Genomic DNA, 18,851 nt, shown 5'->3' on the forward strand with positions numbered 1-18,851 from the left:
CTTTTCGTGCAAACCCTAGGAATTGTTGAGCCTGTTGCAAAGGAGGAGTGTCGTGAAAGCGACCTCTATCTATCCATCTTGGTTAGGATGTCTTGAATAGATACGTGAGTGCCTTTTTGGGGTAAGTCTCCAGGCGCGGAGGGGATAGGGTGGGATAGCGCAATCAACCATCATGAACAGAACAATAAGCCACAGGAGCCAGCCATGAATGCAGCCAACCGCGGAGTGGTCTACAAGGGGCCGGGAGAGGTCGCCGTTGAGTCCATTGCCTATCCTGAACTCGCCCTAGGCAATCGCAAGTGCGATCACGGCGTGATTCTCAAGGTAGTTACCACCAACATCTGTGGCAGCGACCAGCATATGGTACGCGGCCGCACCACCGCACCATCGGGCCTGGTGCTTGGTCACGAAATCACCGGCCTGGTCGTTGAGTGCGGTCGCGACGTCGAGTTTATTCAACCAGGCGACCTGGTTTCTGTGCCGTTCAACATTGCCTGTGGTCGCTGCCGCAACTGTAAAGAAGGCCGCACCGGTATCTGCCTCAACGTCAATCCATCTCGCCCCGGCGCCGCCTATGGCTATGTGGATATGGGCGGCTGGGGCGGCGGCCAGACTGAATATGTCATGGTTCCCTACGCTGACTTTAACCTGCTGAAGTTTCCGGATGCCGATCAGGCCATGGAGAAGATCAAGGATCTGACCCTGCTCTCCGATATCTTTCCCACCGGTTTCCACGGCTGTGTGACCGCCGGTGTCGGCCCTGGTAGCACCGTCTATATCGCCGGTGCTGGGCCTGTGGGGCTGGCTGCAGCGGTTTCCGCTCAACTGCTGGGTGCGGCCTGCGTGATTGTTGGTGATATGGTCGAAGAGCGTCTGGCCCAGGCGCGCAGCTTTGGCTGCGAGACCATCGACCTGACCCAGGACGGCGACATGGCCGACAAGATCGAGGTGATCCTCGGCGAGCGTGAGGTCGATGCCTTTGTCGACTGCGTCGGCTTCGAAGCCCACGCCTGTGGCTGCAACCACGGCAAAGAAGCGCCCGCGACCGTGCTGAACTCGGCGATGTCGTTGACCCGTGCAGGTGGTCAAATCGGTATTCCGGGCCTCTATGTGACCGAAGACCCGGGTGCGGAGGACGAGGCCGCCAAGCAGGGGGCTCTGAGCATGCGCTTTGGTCTTGGCTGGGCCAAGTCCCACAGCTTCCATACTGGACAGTGCCCGGTGATGAAGTACCATCGACCACTGATGCAGGCTATTCTGTTTGGCAAGGTCAATATTGCCGATGCGGTGAATGTCCAGATGATCACTCTGGATCAGGCACCCCAGGGCTACGCCGACTTCGATGGCGGCGCTGCTAAGAAATTCGTCATTGACCCCCATGGCAGCGTGGCTTAATAACTTATTCGATAAGCAATGAGCAACAAGACCTAATCCCTGCCTGAGGGCAGGTTAGTGCGACCCTAGACGGCGCCCCGAGGGGTGCCGTTTTTGTTCATCCGGTATAAAACCGATCAAGATAATAATGAGTACCCCATGACCGTCCAGACCGTGACCCCCAAGCGCCGCTTCCGCGGCAAGCCCCGCGGCCGTGATCTCGATCCCAGTCTTCTTGAGGGGTTGCGTGAACTGCTGGGTGACGAACGCCAGAACGCCACGTTGCGCCGCCGCGACCTACTCATTGAACATTTACACAACATTCAGGACACCCGGGGCCATCTACTGCTGGCGGATTTGCGTGCCCTGGCTGCTTACATGAACCTGCCCATGGCGGCCGTTTACGAAACGGCCACTTTCTATGCCCACTTTGACGTCATCCACGACGATCAGTTGCCGCCGCCGGCAGTGACTATTCGCGTTTGCGACTCCCTCACCTGCCAGTTGGCCGGTGCTGAGGCGCTTAAGGCACAGCTTGAAGCGAACGTGGATATCGAGCAGGTACGGGTGCTGCGGGCGCCCTGCATGGGGCGCTGCGACACGGCGCCGGTAGCCGAAGTAGGGCACCACCATGTGCCGTTCGCCACCCAGGCGCAGATCGCGTCGGTGATTGAAAAGGGCCACTTTCACCCCGCTCCCGTCGACTGGCAGCGATTGGACGACTATCGCCGCGAGGGCGGTATGGCGTTGCTCCAGGCCTGTCACGACGGCAGCGTTACAGTAGAAGTGTTGATGGAAGCGATGCAGCAGGCCAATCTGCGCGGTCTGGGCGGTGCGGGCTTTCCCACCTTCAAGAAGTGGTACTTCGTGCGCCAGGAGGCCGGCCCCCGTTACTGCGCTATCAACGCCGACGAGGGCGAGCCCGGTACCTTCAAGGATCGCTACTACCTGGAGCGCTCGCCCCACCAGTTTCTTGAAGGGGCCTTGGTGAGTGCCTGGGCGGTAGACGCCGAGGCGCTGTATATCTATCTTCGCGATGAGTACCCAGCGTTACATAGCGTGGTGCGCGAGGCGATTGGCGAGCTTGAGGCTGCTGGCCTAGTGGCGCCGGGTTACATCGTGCTGCGCCGCGGCGCGGGCGCCTATATCTGCGGCGAAGAGTCGGCGATGATCGAATCTTTGGAAGGCAAGCCGGGCAAACCCCGCCACCGCCCGCCGTTTGTGGCTCAGAAGGGGCTCTTTGATCGGCCGACGCTGGTCAATAACGTCGAGACCGTCTACTGGATTCCCATGATCTGGCAGCGCGGCGCGGAGGCCTTCTCCAGCCAGGGCCGCCATGGCCGCGTGGGGCTGCGCAGCTTCTCGGTTTCAGGCCGGGTCAAGCGTCCTGGTGTGTATTTAGCGCCCGCAGGGATCACGCTCAACGAGTTGGTTGACGAGTATTGCGGCGGCATGGCCGACAGCCACCGCTTGGCGGCCTACCTGCCCGGCGGCGCCTCCGGTGGAATTCTGCCCGCGGGCAAGGCCAATATTCCCCTCGACTTCGACACCCTTCAGGAGCACGGCTGTTTTATCGGTTCCGCTGCGGTAATCGTACTCTCCGATCAGGACGATCTGCGCGGGGTGGCTACCAATCTGCTGGCCTTCTTTGCCGATGAGTCCTGTGGCCAGTGCACACCCTGCCGGGTGGGCACGGAAAAAATGCTCACCCTGCTCGAACGCAACGAATGGGATGCCGGGCTGATGACGCAGCTTTCCCAGGTGATGATCGATGCCTCCATTTGCGGGCTCGGCCAGGCGGCGCCTAACCCGGTGCTGGGGCTGCTCAAGGATTTTCGCGGTGAACTTGCCGCCCAGAACGTCATCGTCAAGGGATAAAGGAGGCCAGCATGAGCGAACAGAACGCAAACAACCGCTTTACCCTGACGCTGGACGGCGTTGAGGTCAGCGCTTACCCCGGTGAAAGCCTCTGGCAGGTAGCCAAACGCGTCGGCGAGACCATTCCCCACCTGTGTTTCAAGGATGCCAGCGGCTACCGCGCCGACGGCAACTGCCGCGCCTGTATGGTGGAAATCGAGGGCGAGCGTACCCTGGCCGCCAGCTGTTTGCGCGAAGCAGCCCCCGGTATGGTGGTCAATAGCGCCAACTCCGAACGCGCGCACACGGCCCGCAAGATGGTCATGGAGATGCTGCTGGTCGACCAGCCTGAGCGGGAAGAGAGCCCCGACAGCTCAAGCCATTTCTGGGCCATGGCTGACCAGCTGGCCATTGATGCCACGGCGGTGCGCCGCAAGCTGCCCAGGCGCGAAGAGCGTGAGACGGCTACCGTGCACCATGTGGCGTCCCGGGCGGACAGCCTGGCGCAGGACAGCAGCCACTCTGCCATGCGCGTCAATCTTGACGCCTGCATCGAGTGCAACCTGTGTGTGCGCGCCTGCCGCGAAGTACAGGTTAACGACGTTATCGGCCTGGCTCACCGTGGGGCGGCGTCCAAGATCGTGTTTGATTTCGACGACCCCATGGGCGATAGCACCTGCGTGGCCTGCGGCGAGTGCGTTCAAGCCTGCCCCACCGGCGCCCTGATGCCCGCTACCCTGGTCGACCAGGCGGGTCGCGGCGATTCTGCTGTCGCCGACCGTAAGGTCGACTCGGTATGCCCCTACTGCGGGGTGGGTTGCCAGCTCACCTACCATATCAAGGACGATGAGATCCTTTATGTGGAGGGGCGCGACGGCCCCTCTAACGAGAACCGGCTATGTGTTAAAGGGCGCTTCGGCTATGACTATCCGCGCCATCCATCCCGGCTGACCACCCCGCTGATTCGTCGCCAGGGCGTTGCCAAGGGCATCGATCCGGACTTTGATCCCGCTCAGCCCCTGACGCATTTCCGCGAGGCGAGCTGGGATGAAGCCCTAGAGGTTGCCGACAGCGGGCTTGTAAACCTTAAAGCGGCCCATGGCCCTGATGCCCTGGCGGGGTTCGGCAGCGCCAAGTGCTCCAACGAAGAGGCATGGCTGTTCCAGAAGTTGGTGCGTACCGGCTTTGGCTCCAACCATGTGGATCACTGTACCCGCTTGTGCCACGCAAGCTCCGTGGCGGCACTCATGGAGTGTATTGGTTCAGGCTCGGTCACCGCCTCCTTTATGCAGGCCAGCCAGGCCGACGTGGTGATTCTTACCGGCTGTAATCCCGCGGTAAACCATCCGGTGGCGGCCACCTTCTTTAAACAGGCCGCCAAGCGCGGTACCAAGATAGTGATAATCGACCCCCGTGGTCAGTCGCTGGATGCCTACGCCCACCTGAGCGTGCGCTTTTCACCGGGCGCCGACGTGGCCCTGTTTAATGCCATGCTGAATGTGGTCATCAGTGAAGAACTTTATGATACGGCTTATATCGCCGAGCATACTGAGGGCTTCGAGGCCCTGAAAATTCATACCGTCGACATGACCCCCGAAGCGATGAGCGGCCTGTGCGGCGTTGAGCCCGAGACCATCCGCGAAGTGGCCAGGCTCTATGCCAACGCCGAGCGGGCAATGATCTTCTGGGGCATGGGCATTTCCCAGCACACCCACGGTACCGATAACGCCCGGTGCCTGATTTCGCTGGCGTTGGCCTGCGGCCAGACCGGTCGCCCTGGCACCGGCCTGCATCCTTTGCGGGGGCAGAACAACGTTCAGGGGGCTTCTGATGCCGGGCTGATTCCCATGGTCATGCCCGACTACCAGCCGGTCAATGATGATCAGGTTCGTGCGGCGTTCGAAGAACTGTGGAATACCAAACTGGATCCCACGCCGGGTCTCACCGTGGTGGAAATTATGGACGCTATCACCGCGGGCACCATTCGCGGCATGTATATCCAGGGCGAAAACCCGGCGATGTCCGACCCGGATCTGGCCCATGCCCGGGCCGCCCTGGCCAAGCTGGAACATCTGGTGGTACAGGATCTGTTTGTCACCGAGACCGCCCAGTTCGCTGATGTCATCCTGCCGGCCTCCGCCTGGCCTGAGAAGAACGGTACCGTCACCAACACCAATCGCCAGGTGCAAATGGGGCGTGCGGCGCTGCCGCTGCCGGGCCAGGCAAAGCCGGACTGGTGGATCATTCAGGAGATTGCCAAACGCTTTGGACTGGGTTGGGATTACCAGCACCCGCGGGACGTCTTCGCCGAAATGAAACGCGGCATGCCCTCACTCGACCATATCTCCTGGGAGCGTCTGGAGCGCGAGCAGTCGGTGACCTATCCCTGCCCAGCAGAGGACGCGCCGGGGCAAGACGTAGTCTTCAGCGATGCCTTCCCCACCGCCAGCGGCCGGGCGAAATTCGCACCCACGCGGCCACTGCCACCGGATGAGCCGGTAGATAACGACTACCCAACGGTGCTGACTACCGGGCGCCAATTAGAGCACTGGCATACGGGTTCCATGACCCGCCGTGCCAAAGTGCTCGATGATCTGGAGCCGGAAGCCGTGGCGAGCTTGGCGCCCGCTGAGCTTATCCGGCTTGGGATGGCGCCAGGCGATGACCTGACGATCACCACCCGGCGAGGAGCCATCACCCTCAAAGTGAGGACGGATCCGGGCATGCCAGAGGGTATGGTCTTCGTACCCTTTTGTTACGGGGAAGCAGCAGCGAATCTATTGACTAATCCAGCGCTGGATCCCTATGGCAAGATTCCGGAGTTCAAATATGCGGCCTGCAGCCTTGCCTCTGCCGGAAAGTTGCCCGCTGATGGTGGAGCTATATAGATAGTGGATCGGCGGTTGTATTAAAGGTCTTTGACCAACCTGAGCGCGTCGTAGATGGCCGCGTGGGTGTTCCGGGACTCGACGGCATCGCCGATCCGGAACAGCTGGAAGCGGCCATCCGGGTTGCTAGTCACGGTCTGGGGGGCGCCCACGATCAGGTCATCGTAATTCACTTCGCCGCGGTTGCTGGCGTGCGGTTTTAGCTCGAAATAGATATCGGCCATCGGTGTGATGCCGTAGTTGACGACCACTTGGTCGATACGCCGCTCATGCCCACTATCCTGCTGACTATGAATGGCATAGTCGCTGGTGATCCCGGCGAGCAGTTCACTGCCGTCGCGCTGCACGGACTTCAGCCGGTAAGTCGGGGTGAAGGTGACGTTGGCACGCTGCAGGGAACGCATGTAGGGCACCAGGTTCATGGCCATGATCTCTGCGGAGAAGGTGCGATCCGGCGTCATAATCTCGAGCTCGGCCCCCGCGGCGGCAATGATCTCCGCCGCCTGCAGGGCTGCATGGTCGCCTGCATCGTCGAACAACAATACCCGTTTGCCCGGCGGCACGTGCCCGGAAAGAATGTCCCAGGTGTTGACGACTAAGTCGCTACCCATCGCGGGTTGATCTTCCAAGGGATAGCCGCCGGTGGCTACGATCACCACATCGGGTTTTTCGGTGAGCACGTCCTCGGCTTCGGCCCAGACGTTGTAGCGGATCTCTACGCCGAGTGCTTCGCAGCGCGCCAGGCGCCAATCGATGATGCCCATCATCTCGCGACGTCGCTCACTCTGCGCCGTAAGACGTATCTGCCCTCCAGCATCGCTGGCGGCTTCGAACACCACCACCGAATGGCCACGCTCACCGGCAACACGAGCGGCTTCCAACCCTGCTGGCCCTGCGCCGATAATCACGACTCGCCGTTGCTGTGCCGCCTTGGGAATGGTGTGGGGCATGGTGGTTTCTCGCCCGGTGGCGGCGTTATGGATGCAGTAGGCGGCACCGCCTTGATAGATGCGATCAAGGCAGTAGTTGGCGCCGACGCAGGGGCGGATCTCTTCTTCCCGCCCTTCGGCGATCTTGCGCACGATGTGCGGGTCGGCCATGTGGGCACGGGTCATGCCGATCATGTCGACCTTGCCTGAGGCGATGGCATAACGGGCAGTGGCGACATCCTGGATTTTGGCGCCATGGAAGGTGGGGAAGTCGATCTCACGGCGTATTTCGCCGGCAAAATCCAGGTGCGGGGCGCTGGGCATGCCCTGGATGGGAATCACGTCGGTGAGCCCTGCATCGGTGTCGATGTGGCCGCGAACCACGTTGAGGAAGTCGACCAAGCCGCTACTCTTCAAGCGTCGCGATATCTCCATCCCATCGCCGGAGGTCAGCCCGCCCGGCAGCATCTCGTCGCCGGTGTAGCGCACGCCTACGATAAACGCTTCACCCACCCGCTGGCGAATAGCGCGCAGCACGTCGAAGGTGAAACGTAGTCGGTTATCGAGATCGCCGCCATAAGGTTCCTCAAGGGTATTGGTCAGCGGCGACCAGAACTGATCCATCAGGTGACCATAGGCCTGTAGCTCGATGCCATCGAGACCGGCGGCGTGCATACGCTCGGCGGCATCGGCGTAGTCGCGGATCAGGCGCTCAATATCCCAATCCTCTACCTGCTTGGGAAAAGCGCGGTGGGACGCCTCACGACGATGAGAAGGCGACACCGCTGGCAGCCAGTCGCCCTTATCCCAACGGGTGCGCCGGCCCAGGTGGGTGAGCTGAATCATCACTGCGGTGCCGTGCTCGTGACAGGCGTCGGTCAGCTCACGCATCCAGGGCACTACTTCATCCTTATAGGCGAGGATGTTGTTGAACACTGGAGGACTGTCCTTGGCTACCGCCGCGGATCCGGCAGTCATGGTCAGGCCAAGGCCTGCCTTGGCGCGCTCGACGTGATAGGCCCGATAGAGTGCCTTGGGCATCCCATCCTCAGGGTAAGCGGGCTCATGGGCTGTCATCATAAGCCTGTTTTTCAGGGTGAGATGCTTGAGCTGGAAGGGCTGCAGCAGCGGATCGTTAACCATGGGTAGCGCTCTATTTTATTGTGTATTTAATAAATCTAGGTGCTAATGTTCATTGTTGTCAATTAAATGTTCAATGATGTACATTTCGAGGCGAGCATGTTTAACCGCTGGCACGGCTGGGAGGTAGGTGGTGTTAGCCGATCAGGCTTGCTGTGGGCTAGTAAGTACCGGTTGGAGAATAATATCCATGGCGGGCATGGAAGCGTTGCAATTCCCTGGATCCAGGCGGCTGGCCGGTGAAGATTTCGACATAGGCGGGGATGCGCTGCATGCGCACCTCGAGCGGTTCCTGGGTCTTCATCGAGATATAGCCGATCTGGGTTAGGTAGATGGTGCGGCCACGAACGTTGGCCGCCAGCGGATCATAGCCGTAGCGCTGGAACATGCGCGCCAGTGCTTCGATACGGGTGGCATCAGCCGCATCGATTTCACTCACTACTGACGCTGACTGTAGCGCCCAACTGCGCATGGCGAACTCTAGCGGAGAGTCGAACAGTTTAGGATCCAGCCAGCAGTCGAAGACATTGAGCATCGCCTCGACGATATTCTCGGCATAGGCTTCGGTTTGATGCACTAGCCCTTGGGTATTCTTTTCACGCCAGCGTGCGATCAGTGCCTCCAGCAGTGCCTCGCGATCCTTGAAGAACCAGTAGAAACTGGTTCGAGAAAGCTTTAGTCGCTTGGCCAGGGAAAGAATGCGTACGCTATCGACGCCCGATTCCAGTAGTAGCTCAAACGCCGCATCAAGCCAGACGTCTTGAGAACCCTTGGCAGCGGGAATATCGGTGGATGGCATTGAGCAGATCTCTAAGAATAGTCTAGGAATAGTGTGGCAAAGTGTACACAGGTGTCTCTTATGTGTACACGTTGTCAGCTACTCTGGCTAAGTCCTAGTGACGGTAAACGTCGCTGCCTTGATCCTTCAAGTTTTAACCTTGGGCTAAGTGTAACGTCGGCGCATCATATCCTAGGTTCTCGAGCATGCGGGCGGCGTACCAGTCGATAAAGTCGATAACGCCGAACTCATAGGTCTCGGAGTAAGGGCCGGGTTGGTAAGCCTTGGAGTTAATGCCACGCTGGTTCTCTTCGGCGAGTTGGCGATCCTGGTCGTTGGTCGCATCCCACACCCGACGTAGTTGGTCGGGGTCGTAATCAACGCCCTCTACGGCATCTTTATGAACCAGCCACTTAGTGGTCACCACGGTTTGCTGCGGGCCAAGCGGTAGCACGCGAAATACCACCGCGTGATCGCCCATGAAGTGATTCCATGAATTGGGCAGATGCAGAATGCGCAGTGAGCCCATATCAGGGCTTGTTAATCGGCCCATTAGTTTCTTACAGCCGGGTTTACCGTCCATTGTCATGGAGACAATGCCATCCAGCAGCGGCGTGCGGGTCAGTCGATTGCGTTTGCCAAAGCGCTTCAACTGATAGGGAACTTGTTCCTCATCCCAATCTGCTTGTTTGCATGCCACCAGTTCCTTATAGGCAGGCGTTGCACGCGGATCCTCGGTGTCATCAAACTCTTGCAATGAGTTCAGCAGCTCAGGATGAGCGCCGTTGCAGTGATAGCACTCGCGGTTGTTTTCGATGACGAGCTTCCAGTTGGCTTGCTCGACGATACTGGACTCGACGGCAACCTTGACGTTGTCCATTTGGTACGGCTCAAGGTAATGCTCAAGCGTTTGCAGAAAATCATCAATCGCAGGCGGTTCATCGCTCAGGTTGATAAAGATGAAGCCTCCGGCTGTATGCACGTTGACCGGTTTGAGGCCAAATTGATCGAGATTGAAGTTAGTGCCCATATCGCTACCGGCAAACAACAAGCGGCCATCAAGTTCATAGGTCCACTGGTGATACGGACAGACGAGCTTTGCAACTTTACCCTTATCCTTTACACAAAGGCGCGAACCGCGGTGGCGGCAAACATTGTGAAACGCATGAATAGCGCCTTCACTGCCGCGCACAATGACGATGGGATTATTGCCAATATCCAATGTCATGAAATTACCCTTGGTAGGGATCTCGCATGTCATGCCGGCAAACAGCCACTCCTTTTCGAAGACCTCTTGCACATCAAGAGCGAACAGGCGGGCATCGTTGTAAAACGGCTGTGGAAGCGAAAAGGTACGTCCTCTTTCTTGCAGCATCTGAACCGTTGAGTCACGAGCTGCAGTGAGTGGATCATCCATCCGATTAGAAACATTTTTTTCCATTACCAGTATCCTCGTAAACCTCCGCTCCCCCCTCAAGGGCTGCGAATCGGCCGATAGTCAAGACTGCGTATCTTGTTGTTCTGTTGCGTAACCTGGCGTTTGATTCAAATGTGGCCTGACGTCAGGCTCCGATTGTGTTGCAGGCGCTGGCCTGCCAATTGTCTGCCCGCGACATTAGATGGCGTAGTGGCGACGAAAAAAGAGGTTTCTAAACGATAAAGAGTGGCACGAGGTAAGTGCGAGTCGCTGTCAGGTAAGTCGGTCGGCAGGCGCGTCCCCAAAATGCAGCTCAAAGGTGCTGACCGTATCGCAAATACGGTTCGGCGATGCATGGTGATGAAGGCTGGTCAGGCAGAGGCGACAATGACAACTAATTTTTTCAATCCGGTCACGACCCAAACCTGGACCAACGGCCGCCACCAGGTGCGTTGCGTCAAGGTGATTCAAGAAACCCAGGATGTGCGCACGTTCTGCTTCATGGCCGAGCAGCCCGTGCTGTTCTTCTTCAAGCCCGGTCAGTTCGTGACGCTGGAGCTGGAGATTGATAATCAGCCGATCATGCGCTCCTATACCATTTCCAGCTCTCCCTCCATCCCTTACAGCTTTTCAATCACCGTTAAACAAGTGCCAGGGGGCAAGGTATCCAACTGGCTGCATGCGAACCTAAAAGTGGGCGACGAGCTGGTCGTGCATGGCCCGGTAGGCAACTTCAATTCCATTGATTTTCCTGCCGAAAAAGTGTTGTTTCTCTCTGGCGGGGTGGGCATTACCCCATTGATGTCCATGACGCGCTGGCTGTTTGATACCAACGCCGCTGTTGACGTTGAATTTATACACAGCGCCCGTGCCCCTCGCGATGTGATTTATCATCGTGAACTGGTGCATATGTTTTCGCGTATTCCCGAGTTCAAGCTGCATATTATTTGCGAGAACAAAGAGGATATCGGCGAGGCCTGGGCCGGCTACCGTGGCTACCTTACCCAGCCGCTGTTCGAACTCATTGTGCCGGACTTTATGGAGCGGGAGATATTCTGCTGCGGCCCGACCCCTTACATGAACGCCATCAAAAATATTCTTCGTGTCAACAACTTCAACATGGATCACTACCATGAGGAGTCGTTTGGCGCTACGCCGGTTGAGGTACGTGAAGATGTCCTTGAGCTGGCCGAACAGGCAGAGGTTGATGCCGAAAATGTCGACACCAGCGACTTGTTTAGTATCGAGTTTGCCTCTTCAGGGAAAAGTGTGCGTATTCAGCCGGGGGAGACGGTTCATGCGGCGGCGGCCAAGCTGGGTCTGCATATCCCCAAAGCTTGTGGCATGGGGATTTGCGGTACTTGCCGAGTGGAGCTCAAGTCGGGAGAAGTGGAAATGGAGCATAACGGCGGCATTACCGATGAGGATGTCGAAGAAGGCTATATCCTGTCGTGCTGCAGTCGGCCGAAGGGGGATTTAATCGTCGATTTTTAGCCCCGGCAAGCACCTTGCTGCCTAGTTTTAAGCGCCCTAAACGGTTACTTCCCGTCTAGGGCGCTTTGCTTTTTGGGCGGCGTCAGCCGTGTTATTGGCTAAATCTTGCCGATGTCGCAAATACATCGCGTGGTGACGTCGGCAAGCATCTTGGGCCCGGACTCCAACGATAGTATCGCGGTAAGAACGCGTTGATAGGGACTTTGGTTAGCGGCCGGGGTTTATCAGCATTAAAGAGTATATCCAGCACTTAATAAAAAAGTGACTAATGAGGAGGCGGTAATGCTTCAGAATAATTTTTCCCCCAATGCACGTTTGGCCAGTTACGACACGTTGCTTGCTGAAGCAATTGCTGAAGAAACGGTTCGCCAAGAAGCGCATATTGAATTAATCGCCTCCGAAAATTATACCAGCAAACTTGTCATGGAAGCGCAAGGTACACAGCTGACCAACAAGTATGCAGAAGGCTATCCAGGTCGCCGTTACTACGGTGGCTGTGAGTTCGTTGACAAGGTTGAAGCCTTGGCAATTGAGCGGGCTTGCCACCTTTTTAGTGCCAATTATGCCAATGTGCAGCCGCACTCCGGCGCCCAGGCCAATGCCGCTGTGTTCATGGCACTGGTATCGCCGGGCGATACGGTATTGGGTATGAGTCTGGCCCACGGCGGCCACTTAACCCATGGTGCTGCACCCAACTTTTCGGGTAAGCATTACAACGCCGTGCAGTATGGCCTCAAGCCGGAAACCGGCGAGATCGATTACGAAGAAGTCGAGCGCTTAGCTCGCGAGCACCAGCCGAAGATGATCATCGCGGGTTTCTCCGCTTACTCTCGCGTGGTGGATTGGCGCCGTTTTCGCGCCATCGCCGATGAGGTAGGCGCCTGGTTGATGGTCGATATGGCCCACGTCGCTGGCCTGGTAGCCGCTGGCCTCTATCCGAGCCCGCTCCCTTACGCTCATGTGGTAACTACCACCACCCATAAAACGCTGCGCGGCCCCCGCGGCGGCTTGATTCTCTCCGCCGATGGCGACGAAGCGCTGTATAAAAAGCTTAATGGCGCGGTTTTCCCAGGCCAGCAGGGCGGCCCGCTGATGCATGTTATTGCCGCTAAGGCGGTGGCGTTTAAGGAAGCCATGAACCAGGAGTTTGTGCGCTACCAGCAGCAGGTGATCGATAACGCTCAGGCCATGGCCAAGGTGTTTATGGAGCGTGGCTACGACGTGGTGTCCGGCGGCACCGACGACCACCTCTTTTTGGTTTCGCTTATCCGCCAGGGCATTACCGGTAAAGATGCGGATGCAGCCCTTGGCCGCGCGCATATCACCGTTAATAAGAATACGGTGCCTAATGATCCCCAAAGCCCCTTCGTGACTTCCGGCCTGCGTATCGGCACCCCTGCGGTCACCACGCGCGGCTTCGATGCTGAGGAGTGTAGCGAACTAGCGGACTGGATTTGCGACATCCTGGACGAGCTGGCTGCAGGCAAAGACACGGCTTCCATTGAAGCCGAGGTGCAAGCCAAAGTGACCGACGTGTGTGCCCAGCATCCTGTCTACGCTGAGTCCGCCGCTGAAGCCGTCGAATCCATTGCTTGAATCGGCTTGCCGGCAGGGCCCGGCGCGGCTGAACTGAGGAGACCACTATGCAACGCTATTCCGGCTTCGGCCTGGTCAAGCACGCGCTGAGCCACCACGAGAACTGGGAGCGCCAGTGGCGCAACCCCACACCCAAGAAGCAGTACGATGTAATCATCGTCGGTGGTGGCGGTCACGGCTTGGCCACGGCCTACTATTTGGCGAAAGAGTTCGGCGTCAAGAACGTGGCGGTGATTGAGAAAGGCTGGCTGGGCGGTGGTAATACCGCCCGTAATACCACCATTGTGCGTTCCAACTACTTATGGGACGAATCCGCTGCGCTTTACGAACACGCCATGAAACTGTGGGAAGGGCTTTCCCAAGACCTTAACTACAACGTCATGTTCTCCCAGCGGGGGGTGCTCAACCTGGGGCATACCCTGCAGGACATGCGCGATATCCAGCGTCGGGTGAATGCCAATCGGCTGAATGGCATTGACGGTGAAGTTTTAGACGCCAAAGGAGTGCAGGAGCTAGTGCCGATTATGGACTGCTCCAAAAGCGCGCGTTACCCGGTAATGGGTGCCTCCTGGCAGCCGCGCGCGGGGGTGGCTCGCCACGATGCCGTGGCCTGGGGCTATGCTCGCGGTGCCGATGCCCACGGCGTGGATATTCTCCAGCAGACCGAAGTCACCGGCTTCAAAATTCGTGATGGCCAGATCTACGGTGTACACACCAACCGTGGCGATATTGAAGCCAAAACCGTCGGTTGTGTGACTGCCGGTAACTCCTCCGTGCTGGCCAAAATGGGCGGCTTTAACTTGCCGTTGGAGTCCCATCCGCTGCAAGCCTTAGTCTCTGAGCCGATCAAACCTATTCTCGATACGGTGGTGATGTCGAACCAGGTGCATGGCTACATCAGCCAGTCCGACAAGGGCGACCTGGTGATTGGCGCAGGCATCGACGGTTATAACGGCTATGGTCAACGCGGCAGTTATCCCACCGTGGAGCACACGCTCCAGGCGATCGTTGAAATGTTCCCGATCTTCTCTCGGGTACGCATGAACCGTCAGTGGGGCGGTATCGTCGATACTTGCCCGGATGCCTGTCCGATTATCTCTAAAACGCCGGTGAAGGGTCTGTACTTCAACTGCGGCTGGGGTACCGGCGGCTTCAAAGCCACACCAGGGTCGGGGCATGTATTCGCTGCCAGCCTGGCCAAGGGGGAAATGCACCCCATCGCCGAGCCGTTCTCCATGTTCCGCTTCCATAGCGGTGCGCTGATCGACGAACACGGCGCTGCCGGCGTGGCCCACTAGGGTTCATACGAGAGGAGTATTCGCATGTTCTATATCTACTGCCCCTACTGCGGCGAACACCGTGAGGAAGAGGAATTCCACCCCAAGGGCCAGGCGCATATCGAGCGCCCCAAGGAGCCCGAGGCGTGTAGTGACGAAGAGTGGGGGGATTACCTGTTCTTCCGTGACAACCCCCGTGGCGTTCACCATGAAATGTGGGTGCATGCGGTGGGTTGCCGCAAGTTTTTCAACGTGACGCGCCACACCGTGAGCTACGAGATTCTCGAGACTTACAAAATGGGCGAGCAGCCGTCGATTACCGCTGATAGCCAGAGCCAGGCCCGCGAGGGCGCTGCGGTAAGCCAACAAGAAGGAGTGCGGGCATGAGCCAGTCCAAGCAACAAGTGTACCGCCTTAACACGGGTGGCCGTATCGATCGCTCCCGCACGTTGAGCTTTACCTTTAACGGCCAGCGATACCAAGGGCATCCCGGGGATACTCTGGCCTCGGCGCTGTTGGCTAACGGTGTGGATATCGTTAACCGCAGCTTTAAATACTCCCGGCCCCGCGGCATTGTCGCTGCGGGCGCCGAGGAGCCCAATGCCATCGTACAGTTAGGCAGCAGTGAAGCGGCCCAGGTGCCCAATGTACGCGCCACCCAGCAGGCGCTATATGACGGCCTGACCGCCAGCAGTACCAATGGCTGGCCGAACGTACAGCGCGACCTGATGGGCCTGTTCGGCAAGCTGGGCGGGCAGTTCATGCCGCCGGGCTTCTACTACAAGACCTTTATGGCGCCGGCCTCGATGTGGCTGACCTACGAGAAGTACATCCGCAAGGCGGCGGGGCTGGGTCGCAGCCCCATGGAAGCCGATCCGGATAACTATGATCACTTCAATCAGCACTGCGATGTGCTGGTCGTCGGCGCAGGCGCCGCGGGTCTGGCGGCAGCGCTGGCCGCCGCGCGCAGCGGCGCTCGGGTGATGGTGGCCGATGAGCAGGAAGAGATGGGCGGCTCGCTGCTGGCCAGCCGCGAAACCCTAGAAGGCAAGCCGGCGGATCAGTGGGTTGCCCGGGTGCTGGACGAGTTGGCGAGCTGCGAGAACGTCACGCTGCTGCCGCGTACTACGGCCAACGGCTATCACGATCACAATTTCGTTACCCTGCATGAGCGGCGCACCGAACACCTGGGCGATACGGCGCCGGTGGAAAATGGCCACCGTCAGGTACGTGCGCGCCTGCACCGGGTACGCGCTGGCCAGGTGATCCTGTCCACGGGTGCTCACGAGCGTCCGCTGGTCTACGCGGGCAATGACGTGCCGGGCAACCTACTGGCTGGCGCTGTGTCGACCTACATCCGACGCTATGGCGTGGCACCGGGCCGCAAGCTGGTACTCTCCACCAGCAACGACTACGGCTACCGCGCTGCCCTGGACTGGAAAGAGGCTGGCTGTGAGGTCGTCGCTATCGTGGACGCCCGCGAGGCGCCGGTGGGCGATTGGGTCGATACCGCTCGCGCCCAGGGCATCAAGATTATTACGGGCAGCGCCGTTATCGAGGCGAAGGGCAGCAATAGGGTTACTGCAGCGCGGGTCGCCAAGATTGATATTGACGCTTTCAAAGTGACCGGCCCGGTTCAGGAGTTGGCCTGCGACACCATCGCCAGCTCCGGCGGCTACAGCCCGGTGATTCACTTGGCATCCCACACTGGCGCGCGGCCTACCTGGCGCGACGATATTCTCGGCTTCGTGCCGGGGCTGGTGAAGGGCGTTCAGGCGTGTGGCGGTGCCAACGGCTGCTATGCGCTGGGAGACGTGCTGGCGGAAGGTGTCGAGGCGGGCATCAAGGCAGCGGCCGCCATGGGCCATGCCGTTCAGACGGTCACTCTGCCAAGCGCCGAGCGCCTTCAGCAGGGGCCAGCAGTGGCGCTCTTCCAGGTGCCTCACGAGAAGCCCACGCTGCGCGGCCCCAAGCAGTTCGTCGACCTGCAGAACGACGTTACCGCGGCGGGTATCGAGCTGGCAACCCGGGAAGGCTTCGAGTCCATCGAGCACATCAAGCGCTATACCGCGATGGGCTTCGGTACGGATCAGGGCAAGCTTGGCAACATCAACGGCATGGCAATTGCTGCTCGCTGCCTGGGTCGCTCCATTCCTGAGGTGGGTACCACGGTGTTCCGTCCCAACTATACTCCGGTTACCTTCGGCGCCATCGTTGGTCGCCACTGCCGTGACCTGTTTGACCCCGAACGCTACACCGCGCTGCACCAGTGGCACGTAGAGCGTGGCGCCGAGTTCGAGGATGTAGGTCAGTGGAAGCGTCCCTGGTACTACCCTCAGAAGGTGAATGGCAAGACCGAGACGATGCACGAGGCAGTGGCTCGTGAGTGTCTGGCCGTGCGCGAGAAGGTCGGTATCCTCGATGCCTCGACGCTTGGCAAGATCGATATCCAGGGGCCGGATGCGCGTGAATTCCTGGCGCGGGTCTACACCAACAAGTGGGAGAAGCTGGCGGTTGGTAAATGCCGTTACGGCCTGATGTGTAAAGACGATGGCATGGTCACCGACGATGGTGTGACCAGTTGCCTAGCTGAAAACCACTTTCTGATGACCACCACTACCGGTGGCGCTGCAGCGATTCTGGAGTGGCTGGAGCTATGGCATCAGACTGAGTGGCCGGAACTGGATGTCTACTTCTCTTCGGTGACTGACCACTGGGCCACCATGACCATCACTGGCCCAGAAGCGCGCAAGCTGCTCGCTGAGATCAGTGATATCGATCTTGACCGCGAAAGCTTCAAGTTTATGGATTGGCGATCCGGGAAAGTGGCGGGAGTGCCTGCAAGGGTCTTTCGCATCTCCTTTACCGGCGAGCTGACCTTCGAGATCAACGTGCAAGCCAACTACGCCATGCACGTGTGGCAAACCCTGTTCAAGCATGGCGAGAAGTACGGCTTGACGCCCTATGGCACCGAAACCATGCACGTCCTGCGGGCTGAAAAGGGCTTTATTATCGTGGGCCAGGAAACCGACGGCTCCGTGACACCGGAAGACTTAGGGATGCAGTGGTGCGTAGGCTACGACAAGCCTTACTCGTGGATAGGCAAGCGGGCCCTGACACGCAGCGACACCAAACGTGAAAACCGCAAGCAGTTGGTGGGGCTCAGGCCCAAGGACCCGAAGGTGATCCTCGAAGAGGGCGCTCAGATCGTGCTTGATCCCAAGCATGCGATTCCGATGCCCATGGTGGGACATGTTACCTCCAGCTACTACAGCCCGACTCTGGATTCAGGGTTTGCCTTAGCAGTGGTGAAAGGCGGGCACAATAAAATGGGCGAAACGGTTTACCTGCCTATGGCCGACGGCCAGACCCATGAAGCTGAAATCGTCAGCACTGTTTTCTACGACCCCAAGGGAGAGCGCCAGCATGTCTAACGCGGCTACTTTCGACACCCGTACTGATACCGCGATCCCGGTAGAGTCCCCGCTGGCCTACAGCTACCGTCACAGTGGCGCGCCTCGGGGCAGTGGTTACCGGCTTAAACTACGCGAGCGGGCAATGCAGGGGCATCTGATTCTGCGCGGCGGCGCCATCGTGCTCGACGAGGCGGTGCGCGACGTGCTGGGAATCAGCTTGCCTGGGCAACCCCAGACGTTGGTACAAGATGCCAGCGGTGAACGTTCTATCCAGTGGCTCTCCCCGGACGAGTGGCTGGTCATCGTGCCAGGTGGCGAAGAGTTTCCACTGGAGACCAAGCTGCGCGAGCAATTGGGCAGTGCCCACTTCGCGATTAGCGACGTCAGCGGCGGCCAGACGCTATTAGAGCTTTCCGGCGAAGCAGCCCGAGAGCTATTGATGAAAACGGTGATCTACGATGTTCACCCCAGCAATTTCCCGGTGGGGAAAGGTGTCACTACCGTCTTCGCTAAGGCGACCACTATTCTTCGTCGTCCCAGTGACGAGCGTTGGGAGTTAGTGGTGCGGCGCAGCTTTGCCGACTACTGCTACCGCTGGTTGCTGGATGCCGGGGCAGAATTCGGCATTAACGTACAACAATAAGCGGGCAGGCCGGAGCGCTGTTCCGGCCGCTATGATCTTCCG

General features: G+C 58.9%; 12 protein-coding genes. 9 read left to right on the forward strand and 3 right to left on the reverse strand.

Annotated features, from left to right (window positions below; genetic code table 11):
- Positions 1-204: 204 nt before the first annotated feature.
- From fdhA to fdhF, 3 genes are all read left to right on the forward strand, one after another.
- Positions 205-1,395 (forward strand): formaldehyde dehydrogenase, glutathione-independent, encoded by a 1,191-nt coding sequence (gene fdhA / locus AC4EYZ_RS14495; protein WP_190374417.1) that lies wholly within the window; start codon positions 205-207, stop codon positions 1,393-1,395.
- Positions 1,396-1,533: 138 nt separating this feature from the next.
- Entirely contained in the window at positions 1,534-3,252 is a 1,719-nt protein-coding gene (locus AC4EYZ_RS14500) for an NAD(P)H-dependent oxidoreductase subunit E (protein WP_190374418.1), read from the forward strand.
- An 11-nt stretch (positions 3,253-3,263) separates the two neighbouring features.
- Entirely contained in the window at positions 3,264-6,119 is a 2,856-nt protein-coding gene (fdhF, locus tag AC4EYZ_RS14505; protein WP_474192784.1) for a formate dehydrogenase subunit alpha, read from the forward strand.
- A 20-nt stretch (positions 6,120-6,139) separates the two neighbouring features.
- Here the strand turns inward: fdhF and AC4EYZ_RS14510 are convergent, their stop codons facing one another.
- The 3 genes from AC4EYZ_RS14510 to gbca form a co-directional block, all read right to left on the reverse strand.
- Complete coding sequence (locus tag AC4EYZ_RS14510; RefSeq protein ID WP_190374420.1) at positions 6,140-8,191, reverse strand: NADH:flavin oxidoreductase; 2,052 nt, start codon at positions 8,189-8,191, stop codon at positions 6,140-6,142.
- Between the two features lie 157 nt (positions 8,192-8,348).
- Positions 8,349-8,987 carry a TetR/AcrR family transcriptional regulator gene (locus AC4EYZ_RS14515; protein ID WP_027958318.1) on the reverse strand — a complete coding sequence of 213 codons (639 nt, stop codon included), beginning with the start codon at positions 8,985-8,987 and terminating at the stop codon, positions 8,349-8,351.
- Positions 8,988-9,120: 133 nt separating this feature from the next.
- Positions 9,121-10,407 carry a glycine betaine monooxygenase oxygenase subunit gene (gene gbca / locus AC4EYZ_RS14520; RefSeq protein ID WP_138800648.1) on the reverse strand — a complete coding sequence of 429 codons (1,287 nt, stop codon included), beginning with the start codon at positions 10,405-10,407 and terminating at the stop codon, positions 9,121-9,123.
- Between the two features lie 363 nt (positions 10,408-10,770).
- Here gbca and gbcB point away from each other — a divergent pair, with 363 nt between their 5' ends.
- The 6 genes from gbcB to AC4EYZ_RS14550 all read left to right on the forward strand — a co-directional run bounded on the left by gbcB (position 10,771) and on the right by AC4EYZ_RS14550 (position 18,809).
- A complete protein-coding gene (gene gbcB / locus AC4EYZ_RS14525) occupies positions 10,771-11,877 on the forward strand; it encodes a glycine betaine monooxygenase reductase subunit (RefSeq protein WP_190374421.1) in 1,107 nt (368 codons plus the stop codon).
- Between the two features lie 282 nt (positions 11,878-12,159).
- Positions 12,160-13,473 carry a serine hydroxymethyltransferase gene (gene glyA / locus AC4EYZ_RS14530; protein WP_022521481.1) on the forward strand — a complete coding sequence of 438 codons (1,314 nt, stop codon included), beginning with the start codon at positions 12,160-12,162 and terminating at the stop codon, positions 13,471-13,473.
- 47 nt (positions 13,474-13,520) lie between these two features.
- Positions 13,521-14,771 (forward strand): sarcosine oxidase subunit beta family protein, encoded by a 1,251-nt coding sequence (locus AC4EYZ_RS14535; RefSeq protein ID WP_190374422.1) that lies wholly within the window; start codon positions 13,521-13,523, stop codon positions 14,769-14,771.
- 24 nt (positions 14,772-14,795) lie between these two features.
- On the forward strand, positions 14,796-15,137 hold the full coding sequence (locus tag AC4EYZ_RS14540; RefSeq protein WP_022521483.1) for a sarcosine oxidase subunit delta: 342 nt from the start codon (positions 14,796-14,798) through the stop codon (positions 15,135-15,137).
- The gene (locus AC4EYZ_RS14545) at positions 15,134-18,184 is read left to right on the forward strand and encodes a sarcosine oxidase subunit alpha family protein (protein ID WP_490203846.1); all 3,051 of its coding nucleotides are present in this window, start codon (positions 15,134-15,136) and stop codon (positions 18,182-18,184) included. Before AC4EYZ_RS14540 ends, AC4EYZ_RS14545 begins: the two co-directional genes overlap by 4 nt.
- Entirely contained in the window at positions 18,177-18,809 is a 633-nt protein-coding gene (locus AC4EYZ_RS14550) for a sarcosine oxidase subunit gamma (RefSeq protein ID WP_474192996.1), read from the forward strand. The genes AC4EYZ_RS14545 and AC4EYZ_RS14550 overlap by 8 nt, the downstream gene beginning before the upstream one ends.
- Positions 18,810-18,851: the final 42 nt, after the last annotated feature.

Source organism: Vreelandella sp. 162(4c), assembly GCF_058152265.1.

What these genes read in the sequence shown, in the direction of transcription:
- fdhA (WP_190374417.1), top strand. Translation starts at nt 205, where the DNA reads ATGAATGCAGCCAACCGCGGAGTGGTCTACAAGGGGCCGGGAGAGGTC.
- AC4EYZ_RS14500 (WP_190374418.1), top strand. Translation starts at nt 1,534, where the DNA reads ATGACCGTCCAGACCGTGACCCCCAAGCGCCGCTTCCGCGGCAAGCCC.
- fdhF (WP_474192784.1), top strand. Translation starts at nt 3,264, where the DNA reads ATGAGCGAACAGAACGCAAACAACCGCTTTACCCTGACGCTGGACGGC.
- AC4EYZ_RS14510 (WP_190374420.1), bottom strand. Translation starts at nt 8,191, where the DNA reads ATGGTTAACGATCCGCTGCTGCAGCCCTTCCAGCTCAAGCATCTCACC.
- AC4EYZ_RS14515 (WP_027958318.1), bottom strand. Translation starts at nt 8,987, where the DNA reads ATGCCATCCACCGATATTCCCGCTGCCAAGGGTTCTCAAGACGTCTGG.
- gbca (WP_138800648.1), bottom strand. Translation starts at nt 10,407, where the DNA reads ATGGAAAAAAATGTTTCTAATCGGATGGATGATCCACTCACTGCAGCT.
- gbcB (WP_190374421.1), top strand. Translation starts at nt 10,771, where the DNA reads ATGACAACTAATTTTTTCAATCCGGTCACGACCCAAACCTGGACCAAC.
- glyA (WP_022521481.1), top strand. Translation starts at nt 12,160, where the DNA reads ATGCTTCAGAATAATTTTTCCCCCAATGCACGTTTGGCCAGTTACGAC.
- AC4EYZ_RS14535 (WP_190374422.1), top strand. Translation starts at nt 13,521, where the DNA reads ATGCAACGCTATTCCGGCTTCGGCCTGGTCAAGCACGCGCTGAGCCAC.
- AC4EYZ_RS14540 (WP_022521483.1), top strand. Translation starts at nt 14,796, where the DNA reads ATGTTCTATATCTACTGCCCCTACTGCGGCGAACACCGTGAGGAAGAG.
- AC4EYZ_RS14545 (WP_490203846.1), top strand. Translation starts at nt 15,134, where the DNA reads ATGAGCCAGTCCAAGCAACAAGTGTACCGCCTTAACACGGGTGGCCGT.
- AC4EYZ_RS14550 (WP_474192996.1), top strand. Translation starts at nt 18,177, where the DNA reads ATGTCTAACGCGGCTACTTTCGACACCCGTACTGATACCGCGATCCCG.